Raw genomic sequence first — 13,219 nt, 5'->3', positions numbered from 1 at the left:
AAAGCATGAATGCAGATTTTGCATTCATGCTTTTTTGTATGATAAAAACGATAAAATTTCACACTGCCTCGAATCCAGTGTTCAAAGCTTATCCTACCCTTAATACGAAAGAGGATTGCAATACTTATGGTACAAAGAACCGTCAACCAAATAAAGAAAGTAGTGGGAGGTAGAAATGTCATCTTCGACCGATCTTTCTAGAAAGCGAGCATCAATTCTTTAAATACCTTTACTGTTCGTCCGCTAAAAACCCTTTAACTCGCATCGCTTCAACTGCAGCATCTAGGTAGTCACTTGAAGAGGCTGATATTAAATGCAGATGAATCCCGCCTGTTAATTCGGATAAATAGCTAGCACTCGTTTCCTCTACGCGCGTCAAAAACAAATTGACTTCGTGACGATTCGCAACCATGATCGAGGCGGTTAATTCACCATACACAGGATGTTCAACTGTCACATTTTTCACGACCACACCTGCATCAACCAGCGTGTATAATTCTTCACGTGCATCTTCTGGTGTATGGATACATGGAATTTGACGTTCAACTTCGTTCTCCGAGCCAATATTCCCCATATAGAGATAACCTTGACTTGTGGCTAGGATCGGCTCTTTGCGTGCCTTTAGTAATGTAATGTCTCCGACAATTACTTGTCGGCTGACGCCAACTGTTTTTGCTAAATCCGTCCCCTTAATTGCTTCAGTAGCCGTCTTTAACATCTCTAGTAATTGTTGTCTTCGCTCTTCCCCTAATAATTTCTTCAACACAATCCCATCCTTTTCATGCATAACAGTAGTACTCTTACTCATAGTTTAACATGTACAGAGAATAAGTGACCAAATCAAATCGTGATTCATACGATACATAGATATGAAAGGGGGAATAATTTTGCACGTACATGTTGTGCAAAGAGGAGATACACTATGGAAAATATCCAAGCAATATGGTGTATCTTTTGATGAAGTGAAACGTTTGAACGCACATTTAGCTAATCCCGATTATGTTGTACCGGGGATGAAGATTTTTGTACCGGAACAATCAGCAAAAGTGCAAGGAACTATTGAACACCCTTACAATAACGATCGACCTGTTAAAAAGAATAAGGAGGAATACACAATTCAACCTGCTCCAAAACCGATGACACAGGCAGTGCCTCAAAGCGTTCCACAACCACTACCAGTACCGCAAAGTGTTCCAAAACCGAACATGCACCAAATGCCACAGCCAGCACCGAAACCAGAGCACCATCCAAAACAAGAGCACCATCCAAAACAAGAGCACCATCCAAAACAAGAGCACCATCCGAAGCCGCAACCCGAGCACCATCCGAAGCCACAACCCGAGCACCATCCGAAACCGCAACCCGAGCACCATCCGAAGCCACAACCAATGCCACAACCGAAGCCACAACCAGTGTTACAACCGATGCCACAACCGATGCCACAACCGATGCCACAACCAATTCAACAACCTATGCCTATATATATACCAATGCCAATGCCACAACCGATTAATCAACACTTAACTATGACCCAAATGATGCCTCCTTATATGGGGATTCCATATGGTTGGATTCCTGTGCCCGATATGGATTTACAACATGCACAGGTACTTCCGACTCCACAAGCACCAGTCCAACCAAAACCTCTGCCAGTTCCAAAACCAGCACCGGTAATGAAACCAGAATCGGTATTTAAACCAGCACCGGTAATGAAACCAGAATCGGTATTTAAACCAGCACCGGTTATGAAACCAGAATCGGTATTTAAACCAGCACCACAACCAGTTCCACAACCAATGCCAAAACAAACACAAGGATGGCAGTTAATGGATTCGACTTCATTAAGAGAAATTGAAACATCTTCTCTTGATCTTTCACCTTTTCCGCCGAACCAACAACCAATGCAACATGGTTATCATGAGAATACCCACCCAATGCAACATGAGTATTATGAGAATACCCACCAACCAATGCAACATGAGTATTATGAGAATGCCCACCAACCTTCACCATGTGGGTGTGGTAAACGAAATCCAGGCTATGAACAGCATGCATATGAACAATCTCCTAACTCAAATCAAACACTTGGTGCTTACCAAGATCAATATAGTACGATGCCTCAGCATCATATGATGATGGCTCCGCAGATGTCGCCTTATATGGCATGCACGCCTTGTCAGATGTGGCCCACTCCACAAGGGCATTGGGGGTATCCGACACCTTTTCGCTTTTATTAAAGAGTGGAACGGGGGCATTATGTTCAACTAAAGCCAAATGTGTGGAAATGGCAAGTTGGAACGCATGCATATTCACTAAAGAAATATGATTATCAATCAGATGCGGATAAAATTCGTTTTATTCATGAACAATTGGCAGGTGTGGGTGCGGATATTGTGGTTCCGATTGAACCATATGGTGATCCGATGATGATTCAACAACCGTGGATTGAAGGCGATCGAAAGGTGCAATTCAGTCATTCTGAAGATCGTAAGGAATCTCTTGCTTTGCTCCATCAACTTCACAAAACGCGACACCAGATTAATTGGCGAGAATCTGGACATTTTCAGGAAATTAATTTAAACCGAAAATGGGCACACCGGTTAGAAAAATGGAAACAGTATGAAACATTTTTGAATAAAACATTAGGTCCTTCAAAAATGAAAAAGATTACTCAACTCGCTACGGATTCATTGGCGAATTTAGTGCCAAACCCACGTGAAAAATTAACATTGTTGCATGGGGATGTCGTTCATCACAATTTTGTACGCGATAAGAAAAGCAATAAACTATACATCATCGATTTTGATTTAGCATGTATTGGACCTCCAGAAGTAGAACTTATATTGTGGGCACATCGTGTTCTGCCGCATTATCACTACGATGTAAATGTATTTCTTAGCGATCATCCAACTCTAAAAAAAATTGATCTGAGTTATTTATTATTTCCAAATGAACTGATGCGTGAGTGGTTGTATGCCACAACATTATCAGACCTTCAACTTCGATCGTTTTTACCGAAATTAAAAATCTTCACAGACAAGGCACTTACGATGATGCCGAAACTATGGGAAGATGTTGGGCGTTTTAATGGAAATTGATTCGGGAAAATAGGAGAAGTTTTTCATAATAGAATGAACCAACCGTGATTGTTCCTTGAATCACGGTTGTTCTGTGTGATGACATTTAGTGAATCAGATTCTATGTTTCTTTCTGCGAACATTCGTTTTATATGCTATAATCGGTACGTTGAATGTGAGGAGAGACTTTAAATGTACGATTACATAAAAGGTTTGGTTACGCGTGTAACTCCTGAATATATGACACTTGAACAAAACGGCATTGGATGGCAAATTTTCACTCCAAATCCGTACGCTTTTCGTGTATCATCAGAAACCCAACAAATTTTCACCCATTTAAATGTTCGAGAAGATGCACAATTACTTTTCGGCTTTGTGTCGCTGGAACAACGTGAACTTTTTCGTAAATTGATCCAAGTGTCAGGCATTGGACCAAAAGGTGCCTTAGCGATTCTGGCAAGTGGACAACCCTCGCAAGTTGTGCAAGCAATTGAACGAGAAGATGAAACATTTTTAGTGAAATTCCCTGGTGTCGGTAAGAAAACGGCTCGCCAAATGATCCTTGATTTAAAAGGTAAATTAGGTGATTTATCCCTCGATTTCGACATGCCAAGTGGGGAAGATGAACTTCAATTATTCCCGGAAACTTCAGGCAAACTTGAGTTGGAAGAAGCGTTCCTGGCACTATCTGCACTTGGTTACTCCGAACGTGAATTGGTCAAAGTACGTCCTCATTTAGAGACTTTACCGGATGCGTTGGACACAGAAGGCTACATGAAAAAAGCCTTGCAATTATTACTTAAACAAAACTAAGAAAAGGAGGTCGGTTGCATGCAAGAACGCGTCATATCGAGTGGTGCTTCGGAGTTTGATGAACGTTTTGAACAATCATTGCGTCCGCAGTATTTGTCTCAATATATTGGGCAAGATAAAGTGAAAAACAACTTGGATATTTTTGTGAAAGCGGCAAAAATGCGTGAAGAAAGCTTGGATCACGTCCTATTGTATGGACCTCCTGGACTTGGGAAAACAACGTTAGCCGCAGTAATTGCAAATGAAATGAACGTTAATATCCGCATGACGAGTGGACCTGCCATTGAGCGTCCCGGTGATTTAGCTGCGATTGTCAGTTCATTAGAACCTGGAGACGTGTTATTCATCGACGAAATACACCGTCTCAATCGTTCCATTGAAGAAGTGTTATATCCAGCGATGGAAGATTTCTGTCTTGATATTGTCGTTGGTAAAGGACCATCAGCACGTTCAGTTAGACTTGATTTACCGCCATTTACATTAATCGGTGCGACAACACGAGCAGGTGCTTTATCAGCCCCGCTGCGTGACCGCTTTGGTGTCTTGCTTCGTCTGGATTACTATGACAATCAAGCACTTACCGAAATTGTTACGCGTAGTGCAGCTTTATTCGATGCGGAAATTGATTATCCATCCGCCGGTGAAATTGCTAGTAGATCTCGAGGTACGCCTCGAATAGCAAACCGCTTACTAAAACGAGTGCGTGATTTTGCACAAGTCCGTGGTAATGGGACGATTTCAATTGATACAGCTCAAGAAGCCCTGGAATTGTTGCAAGTAGATGCACTTGGTCTTGATCATATCGATCACAAATTAGTGATTGGGATGATTGAACGCTTCCGTGGTGGACCGGTCGGGCTCGATACAATTGCTGCCAGCATTGGTGAAGAATCAACAACGATTGAGGATGTTTACGAACCGTATTTATTGCAAATTGGATTTTTGCAACGTACACCTAGAGGGCGGGTTGTCACCAAACTCGCATATGATCATTTTGACTACCCTTATTTTGAGGAATAAAAATTAAAGGAAGTATAACTATGCAAGTAGAAGATTTTGATTTTCATTTACCAGAAGAATTAATCGCTCAAACACCGCTTGCCGATCGTACATCGAGCAAGCTATTAGTATTGGATAAAGATAGTGGAGATGTCACACATCACACCTTCAAACAAATTGTCGAGGAATTTCAGGCAGGCGATTGTCTCGTTTTGAACGATACACGCGTCCTTCCAGCTAGACTGATGGGCGTCAAAGAAGATACAGGTGCCAATATCGAAATTCTACTGCTCAAGCAAACAGAAGAAGATGTATGGGAAACACTTGTAAAGCCTGCCAAGCGAGTGAAGATTGGCACGGTCGTGTCATTTGGCGAAGGTTTGCTTCGAGCACAATGTGTAGGGGAAGCCGATCATGGTGGGCGCTTGTTCAAGTTCACATACGATGGCATCTTCTACGAAATTCTTGATCAGTTAGGTGAAATGCCTTTACCGCCATATATTCGCGAGAAACTAGATGACAAAGACCGTTATCAAACGGTTTTCGCAAAAGAACGAGGTTCAGCTGCAGCACCTACAGCAGGATTGCATTTCACAGAAGAATTATTAGATGAAATCCGTGCTAAAGGAGTGGAAGTCGTCTTTATCACGTTGCATGTAGGTCTCGGTACTTTCCGACCGGTCAGTGTGGAGTCGATTGACGACCATGAAATGCATTCTGAATTTTACCGCGTGTCACAAGAGACCGCAGACACGATTAACCGAGTGAAAGCTAGCGGGGGGCGCATCATTTCAGTGGGTACCACTTCTACACGCACACTTGAAACGGTAGCCAATAAGTTTGATGGTCAGCTACAAGAAGATAGTGGCTGGACATCGATTTTCATTTTTCCTGGGTATGAATTCAAGTGTATTGATGGGCTAATTACCAATTTTCATTTACCAAAATCTACACTTGTGATGTTAGTGAGTGCACTAACGACTAGAGATAAAATTATGGCCGCTTATGAACAGGCAGTTCATCTTCAATACCGATTTTTTAGTTTTGGCGACGCGATGTTTATTCGCCCGTCATCAACGGAGAAAGGAGTTCGTCCATGACAGCAATTCGATACGAACTAATTAAAACTGATAAACAAACAGGTGCACGTCTTGGGATTGTGCATACACCACACGGTTCTTTTGAAACACCCACGTTCATGCCGGTCGGTACACAAGCTACGGTGAAAACGATGGCTCCAGAAGATCTAAAAGCAATTGAATCTAGCATCATTTTAAGTAACACGTACCATTTATGGTTACGACCAGGCCATGACATCATTAAAGAAGCAGGTGGCCTGCACAAATTCATGAACTGGGACCGTGCCATTCTAACGGATTCTGGCGGATTCCAAGTGTTTAGTTTAAGTGAATTCCGAAAAATTGAAGAAGAAGGTGTGCATTTTCGTAACCATATGAACGGGGACAAACTCTTCTTAAGCCCAGAAAAAGCAATGGAAATCCAAAATGCACTTGGATCGGATATTATGATGGCATTTGATGAATGTCCTCCATTCCCAGCAACACATGATTATATGAAGTCCAGTGTCGAACGAACGTCACGCTGGGCAGAGCGTTGTTTAAACGCACATGCACGTCCTAGTGATCAAGGATTGTTTGGAATTATACAAGGTGGAGAGTTTGAAGATCTTCGTCGTCAGAGTGCCGCGGATCTCGTTTCATTGGATTTTCCTGGGTATGCCATTGGTGGACTTTCTGTTGGGGAACCAAAGGATGTCATGAATCGTGTTCTTGAATTCACGACGCCTTTCTTGCCGGCAGACAAGCCTCGTTACTTAATGGGCGTAGGTTCACCAGACTCACTCATTGATGGTGCCATCCGCGGTGTCGATATGTTTGACTGTGTCCTACCTACACGTATTGCACGTAATGGAACATTAATGACGAGTAATGGGCGATTGGTAGTGAAAAGTGCTCAATATGCTCGTGATTTCGGACCAATTGATGAAAACTGTAGCTGCTATGTATGTAAAAATTATTCTCGTGCATATATTCGCCACTTAATCAAAGCCGAAGAAACGTTTGGTTTGCGATTAACTTCATATCACAACTTGCATTTCTTAATGGACTTGATGAAGCAAGTGCGACAAGCAATTCGCGAAGATCGTCTTGGAGACTTCCGTGAAGAATTTTTCGAACAATATGGCTACAATAAACCTAATGCGAAAAATTTCTGAATCTAGTATACTGTCTGTATAGAGAGAAAGGGGGAAATAAAGAATGGGTGAAACACTAATTGGCTTATCGCCAATCATTTTGATGTTCGTCGTAATGTGGTTTTTCATTATCCGACCTGCACAAAAACGTCAAAAAACAACTGCTTCAATGCAATCAAGCTTAAAACGTGGGGATAGTATCGTCACGGTAGGTGGCCTTCACGCGACAGTAGATGCTGTGGATGACACAACAGTATTCGTTACAATTTCAGGCGGTACACGCCTTCAATTTGAACGTGCTGCAATTGCTCGCGTATTAGAGACAAAAGCAGTTTTATAATCAACAATAAAAAAACCTGTTTTTCCTTTTTGGAAAAAGGTTTTTTTGTATATTGCATCCCACTATTTCTCATACTGATAGAAAAGGGGATGCAAGGAATGTCGATGCCAGATTTTTTTATTGTTGCTTATCGGACAATATTTCTATATTTGTTAATATTAGTTATTTTTAGATTGATGGGAAAACGAGAAGTTGGCGAACTCAGTCTTATGGATTTGGTCATCTTTGTGTTGATTGCAGAAGTTGCTTCATTCGCTATTGATGATCCTAAGAGGAATTTATTCGCATCCACCATGCCTATGATTCTATTGCTGGCAATCCAGCTAATTACATCGTATTTGTCATTGAAGAGTAAAAAAATCAGGGATCTAATCGATGGCGACCCTGCGCTTATCATTCGAAATGGAGAAATCATGGAATCCGTTATGCGCAAACAACGTTACAATTTGGATGACTTATTTCTACAACTTCGCGAGCAACAAATAGGGTCGATTCAAGACGTCTCATATGCATTTTTAGAGCCATCCGGTAATTTATCAATATTTAAAATAGACGGAGATCATCCAGTATTACCTCTGATTATAGACGGCGATGTTCAAGAAAGGCATCTCAATTTGATTCAACAAGATAAACAATGGTTACTCGATGAATTGAAGAATATACACATTCATGATCCAAAGACCGTTTTTTATTGTAGTTATGAGAGAGAGAAGTTATATGTGCAGATGAAAGAAAAGTTTAGGTCTTCTTTATAAGTTTGCGCAGTAATCGGATGTCTGAAATATGAATTTGACGGAATAAAACCAAACCTGCCAAAAGGATTAAAGTTGTGACAAGACTATCTGCGAGCCAAGGCATTTCACCTAATGGCCACAGAAGAGGACGAAGGATTGTTACAATAATAAATAATAAATACGGCAGTGCAAAAAAGCTGAAGCCAATTCCGGCTTCTTTTTTTTGCCGCAAAGTAGCCATATGCAAAAAGGAGGTCAGTAGCACACCAAAACCAATCGCAATAATTGCCCCTTTTTCCTCGATACCTGGTTGTGATGCTAACACAAACATGATAAATAATTTTCCTAATCCACCATAAACCGAATTCATCATCGCAGCTTTAGCCTCATGCATGGCTTGTAAAATGGCATGTAAAGGACTCTGTATATAATAAAAGAAAAAGATAGGTGCCAGGAGGGCCATATACCCTTGACCTGTATTTACATGGAACAAAACGCGAACGATGTGCTCTCCGTGTAAATAAAAAACCGTGGCTGCAAAGCATCCTGTGATGGCGGACACTCGCATGGCAAGAGAAATACGTTCTTGCAACATGCCCCGATCTGAACGTGCCCTAGCGTCACTGACTGCAGGAACTAATACGATTGACAACGCGTAAGGAACAAATGCAGGAAACAGTAGTAAAGGAATGAAGACCCCTGAGATCATTCCGTATAAATTGGTTGCCGCAACAGCCGTAACGCCAGCAACTGCGAGTGCTTTAATAAAAATGATCGGTTCCAAAAACCACGTAAACGATCCAAATAAACGACTGCCGGCTGATGGCAGTGCAACCTGTAAAATAGGAGATGAAGGATATGAAACCTGTTTGCCTTCCCCTTTTTTCACCCGTTTATACTTAAACCATAAGTAAAGAAATGCCAACAGTTCTGCGATCAGGGCCATACCCATTGCAGCAGCAGCGGTGGAAGCGGGACTGGACTGGTTGACAACATACGGCAATAACCACGTCACAAGCCCAATTCGTAAAAATTGTTCGATGAGTTGAGACCAAGCGGTTTCTTCTACTTTTGCAAGACCTTGAAAATAACCTTTCAGGATCCCAGAAAATGCAGCAATCGGTATGGTCAGCAATCCTATGTATAGGGTTTTCGCTAGGGCTCCATTTTCAAGTAAGTTGTTGGCGACAAATGGAATCGTGAAGTAATACAAAGGACCGAAGACGATGATCGACAGCCATGTCAATTTCCATACTTTTCGCATGAGCCCTTGTATTTCGGCTAGTTTTTTTCCTGCATATAGTTCAGCCGTTATTTTTGCAACGCCAATCGGTAAACCCAATTGGATTAAGGCAAGGAAAAAATAAAAGCGGGGTAGGCTGCAGTGTAAATTCCGACTGCTTCTTCACCGGCAATTCGCACAAATTGAATGCGGAAAACAAACCCAAACAGTTTAGATAAAAAAACAGCGCCCATTAAAACCATGGTTCCACGTAAAAATGTCGACAATTTTGCCACTTCCTTCTCAAGTCACGCAATTTCATATACAATATTCCTATGCGAAAATATCGTTTCTTAAAACCGACGAAGAAGGAAGTGTTTCAATGAGTGTCCAATATGGAAGTTTATTTGAACATGTGCGTCCAGCATTAGAGAGTAAAATCTTCGAATTTCGTTTGTATCAATATAACGCGGTGACAGAAATGGATCTTTGGAACTACTGTATCAAAAAAAAGTGGCGAAAACGTGACATTCCCGAAATGAAAGTCTATGAGATGGTCAATGATATTTTGGAAATATCGCCAGCACAATACATGACTCACACTCAAATTGAAGAACAAAGGACTTCGAATTGGTTCTCTGAACTCAATCAGGGCGACATTCAATCACTTTTCAAGCCAAGCATTAAAGCCGTAAGACCAGGCGAATCACTTTCGAAATCGTCAGAATCTTAAGGACATTTGACACGTAGCGTAACGTGTTTCATAATAACCATGTTGCGCTTTTTTTCGAGAGTGGTAGTTTTTGATTACCATTTGACAAGTTGAGGAGGAATAATACATATGAAAACAAGAGGCCGAATCATCGCATTTTTATTACTCATCGTAGTATTTGCGGCTTCAATTAGTACTACGACATCATCGATTGTCAAAGATATTAAACTAGGATTGGATTTACAAGGCGGTTTCGAAGTGCTTTACGAAGTCCAACCTTTAAAAGACAATCAGAAAATAACTGAGGGTGTATTAGCTGATACAGCACAAGCTCTATCTAACCGTATTAACGTGTTGGGAGTCAGTGAACCAGTTATTCAAGTTGAAGGTAAAGATCGTATCCGTGTGCAGTTAGCGGGGGTTGAAGATCAAGAATCAGCTCGTGAATTATTATCGACTCAAGCGAACTTAACGTTCCGTGATGTTGAGGATAATTTGATGTTAGATGGTGCGGATTTAAAAGAAGGCGGAGCGAAGGCATCTTTTGATGATAAAGGAGCTCCGATCGTAACGCTTGAATTGAAAGATGCTTCTAAATTTGCAGACGTCACGCAAAAAATTAGCCAAATGCCTTTAGGGACAAACTTATTGGTTATTTGGTTGGATTTTGAAGAAGGTGTAGATTCATATGCTGCAGAAGCAGTAAAAGAAGAACCGAAATTTGTTTCAAGTCCACAAGTTTCTCAACGTATCAACTCTACCGGTGTTGAAATTTCTGGATCATTTACTGTAGATGAAACGAAGAATTTATCAGGCATATTAAATGCGGGTGCATTGCCTGTGAAATTAGTGGAAACATATTCTACATCAGTTGGGGCTCAGTTCGGTGAAAAAGCATTACAATCGACGGTATTTGCCAGTATTATAGGTATTACACTTGTAGGATTATTTATGCTCCTTTATTATCGTCTACCTGGTGTAGTCGCGCTTATCACATTGGCAGTTTTTGTATACTTAAACTTACTGATATTTGAATTAATCAATGGTGTTATGACCTTGCCAGGAATTGCGGCACTAGTACTCGGTGTAGGTATGGCAGTTGATGCGAATATCATCACGTATGAAAGAATAAAAGAAGAGCTACGCATTGGTAAATCAATTAAAGTCGCATTCAAGAATGGTGCGAAGGATTCGTTCTCCGCAATTTTTGATGCCAATATAACCTCCTTATTAGCATCAGTTGTGTTGTTCTATTTTGGGACAAGCTCAGTTAAAGGATTCGCGACGACTTTAATTATCAGTATTTTAGTAAGCTTTATCACAGCTATCTGGGGATCTCGATTACTTCTAGGTCTACTTGTTAATAGTGGAATATTTGATGGTAAGACTTGGCTATTTGGTATTAACAAGTCAACTATTCATCATGCTGATGAAGAATTTAGTGCTTTAGATTTACCAACTAAGTTCGATCGTTATGATTTTGTTCACTCTAGAAAAAAATTCTTTACAGCTTCAATCGTATTTATCATCATTGGGATGATCTTGGTCGGTGTTTTCCGTTTGAATTTAGGAATTGATTTCTCAAGTGGTACACGAGTGGAAATCTTGTCCGAAGACTCCTTAACAAAAGAAGAAGTGATTACTTATTTAGAGTCAATTGAACATCCTTCAGAAGATATTGTCATTTCAGGAGAGAATAGTGAAATTGGGGTAATTCGTTTCGTAGAAGATTTCTCACAAGAAGAAATAAATGGTTTGAAATCTACGATCAAAGAAGATTACGGTGTAGAGCCAAACATCAGCACAGTATCTCCTACAGTCGGAAAAGAGCTAGTGAAAAATGCGATATATGCACTAATCTACGCATCACTGGGCATTATCATTTACACAGCTTTCCGCTTCGAATGGAAAATGGGTGTAGCAGCGATTGTAGCACTCCTGCATGATGCATTCTTTATGGTTGCGTTGTTCAGTATTTTCCGATTGGAAGTCGATATTACGTTTATTGCCGCGATTCTGACAATCGTGGGTTACTCGATCAATGATACAATTGTTACGTTTGACCGTATTCGTGAAAATATGAGACGTTCGAAGAAAATTGAAGATGCAAAAGAATTGGCGATTATTGTTAATAAATCTCTTCGTCAAACGCTTGGCCGGTCTGTAAATACCGTCTTAACTGTTGTGTTTGTAGTTGTTGCATTGATGTTATTCGGTGCAGATGCAATTCAAAACTTCTCAATCGCTTTGTTAATCGGTTTAATTGCGGGTACGTATTCATCCATCTTCATTGCTGCACAGCTTTGGTACGTGCTTAAGAAACGTGAACTAAATAAACGTGGGGCAATTGATGTGGAAGCAGATGAGAACAAGAAAAAATGGGGTTCTGACGAGCCAGTCGTATAATGGTTTATAAAAGAATTGGAACAGGGTATAGGTGACTATACTTTGTTCCTTTTTTTGTGGGTATAATGGAACGAATGCATCAACTATAAAGGGGGACTGAATATAAATGAAATTTCAATGGTCTTTATTGCTCGCACTTATTTTTGCTGTTATAGTTGCAATTTTTGCCGTCGTAAATGTGGACCCTGTTCCAGTCAATTACGTGTTTGGCACAGCCCAATGGCCACTCATTTTAGTCATATTAGGTTCCGCATTACTGGGTGCTCTAGTCAGTGGTTCGGTGGCAATCTTCCGCTCGTTTGTCTTACAACGTCGCGTCAAACATCTTGAAAAAGACAATACCATCAAGGAATCACTCATCGCTACGCAGCAAAATGAGATTTCCGCACTAAATAAAAGCACACCCATGCGACACCAAGATTCACATGATTTAAAAGAGACATTAGATGTTAAAAAATCTGGGGATATTAAATCAACAAGTTAACTTCCGGAGAAAATGCACTCATCGCGAGTGTATTTTTTATGGGGAATTTTTGGGAAAGAGATTTTGGAAGACCTGATCAACTTGCGACGTGACTTGATCAACAATCTGTATGACTTGATCAACTCTTGACTTGACTTGATCAACTGATCATATCCACCTCTATTTCCACCCATACCACTTTCTTCCCTTACATCACATGTGGAATGAGTTATAATAA

At 40.7% G+C, this 13,219-nt stretch carries 12 protein-coding genes and 1 pseudogene; 11 read left to right on the top strand and 2 right to left on the bottom strand.

Translation table 11 applies throughout. The features are described 5' to 3' along the window. Nucleotides 1-229: 229 nt before the first annotated feature. The gene (locus tag GY23_RS05635) at nucleotides 230-808 is read right to left on the bottom strand and encodes a transcription repressor NadR (protein WP_245827581.1); all 579 of its coding nucleotides are present in this window, start codon (nucleotides 806-808) and stop codon (nucleotides 230-232) included. 79 nt (nucleotides 809-887) lie between these two features. Here GY23_RS05635 and GY23_RS05630 point away from each other — a divergent pair, with 79 nt between their 5' ends. From GY23_RS05630 to GY23_RS05595, 8 genes are all read left to right on the top strand, one after another. Further along, nucleotides 888-2,237: a LysM peptidoglycan-binding domain-containing protein gene (locus tag GY23_RS05630; RefSeq protein WP_245827580.1), complete on the top strand. Its 1,350-nt coding sequence runs from the start codon at nucleotides 888-890 to the stop codon at nucleotides 2,235-2,237. A gap of 39 nt (nucleotides 2,238-2,276) precedes the next feature. Further along, on the top strand, nucleotides 2,277-3,098 hold the full coding sequence (locus tag GY23_RS05625) for a phosphotransferase (RefSeq protein ID WP_245827579.1): 822 nt from the start codon (nucleotides 2,277-2,279) through the stop codon (nucleotides 3,096-3,098). Between the two features lie 171 nt (nucleotides 3,099-3,269). Next, nucleotides 3,270-3,890, top strand: coding sequence for a Holliday junction branch migration protein RuvA (gene ruvA, locus GY23_RS05620; protein ID WP_075618184.1), 621 nt, complete (start codon nucleotides 3,270-3,272; stop codon nucleotides 3,888-3,890). An 18-nt stretch (nucleotides 3,891-3,908) separates the two neighbouring features. Then, entirely contained in the window at nucleotides 3,909-4,910 is a 1,002-nt protein-coding gene (gene ruvB, locus GY23_RS05615; RefSeq protein ID WP_075618183.1) for a Holliday junction branch migration DNA helicase RuvB, read from the top strand. Nucleotides 4,911-4,930: 20 nt separating this feature from the next. Further along, entirely contained in the window at nucleotides 4,931-5,989 is a 1,059-nt protein-coding gene (gene queA / locus GY23_RS05610) for a tRNA preQ1(34) S-adenosylmethionine ribosyltransferase-isomerase QueA (protein ID WP_075618182.1), read from the top strand. Beyond that, the gene (gene tgt / locus GY23_RS05605; RefSeq protein WP_075618181.1) at nucleotides 5,986-7,125 is read left to right on the top strand and encodes a tRNA guanosine(34) transglycosylase Tgt; all 1,140 of its coding nucleotides are present in this window, start codon (nucleotides 5,986-5,988) and stop codon (nucleotides 7,123-7,125) included. The genes queA and tgt overlap by 4 nt, the downstream gene beginning before the upstream one ends. Before the next feature lie 43 nt (nucleotides 7,126-7,168). Then, a complete protein-coding gene (yajC, locus tag GY23_RS05600; RefSeq protein WP_075618180.1) occupies nucleotides 7,169-7,444 on the top strand; it encodes a preprotein translocase subunit YajC in 276 nt (91 codons plus the stop codon). A gap of 104 nt (nucleotides 7,445-7,548) precedes the next feature. After that, nucleotides 7,549-8,199 (top strand): DUF421 domain-containing protein, encoded by a 651-nt coding sequence (locus GY23_RS05595; protein WP_075618254.1) that lies wholly within the window; start codon nucleotides 7,549-7,551, stop codon nucleotides 8,197-8,199. Here the strand turns inward: GY23_RS05595 and GY23_RS05590 are convergent. After that, nucleotides 8,183-9,687 (bottom strand): annotated as a pseudogene (locus tag GY23_RS05590) (putative polysaccharide biosynthesis protein). The gene GY23_RS05595 and the pseudogene GY23_RS05590 overlap by 17 nt on opposite strands. Nucleotides 9,688-9,782: 95 nt before the next feature. Between GY23_RS05590 and GY23_RS05585 the strand changes: the two are divergent. The 3 genes from GY23_RS05585 (at nucleotide 9,783) to GY23_RS05575 (ending at nucleotide 13,002) form a co-directional block, all read left to right on the top strand. Then, nucleotides 9,783-10,133: a post-transcriptional regulator gene (locus tag GY23_RS05585; protein ID WP_075618179.1), complete on the top strand. Its 351-nt coding sequence runs from the start codon at nucleotides 9,783-9,785 to the stop codon at nucleotides 10,131-10,133. Between the two features lie 108 nt (nucleotides 10,134-10,241). Continuing rightward, the gene (gene secDF, locus GY23_RS05580) at nucleotides 10,242-12,518 is read left to right on the top strand and encodes a protein translocase subunit SecDF (RefSeq protein WP_075618178.1); all 2,277 of its coding nucleotides are present in this window, start codon (nucleotides 10,242-10,244) and stop codon (nucleotides 12,516-12,518) included. Between the two features lie 106 nt (nucleotides 12,519-12,624). After that, complete coding sequence (locus GY23_RS05575) at nucleotides 12,625-13,002, top strand: LapA family protein (RefSeq protein ID WP_075618177.1); 378 nt, start codon at nucleotides 12,625-12,627, stop codon at nucleotides 13,000-13,002. Nucleotides 13,003-13,219 lie beyond the last annotated feature (217 nt).

It is taken from the genome of Paenisporosarcina indica, assembly GCF_001939075.1.
In the GTDB taxonomy this organism is placed as follows: Bacteria; Bacillota; Bacilli; order Bacillales_A; family Planococcaceae; genus Paenisporosarcina; species Paenisporosarcina indica.
This window is presented reverse-complemented; position numbering and strand designations above follow the sequence as displayed.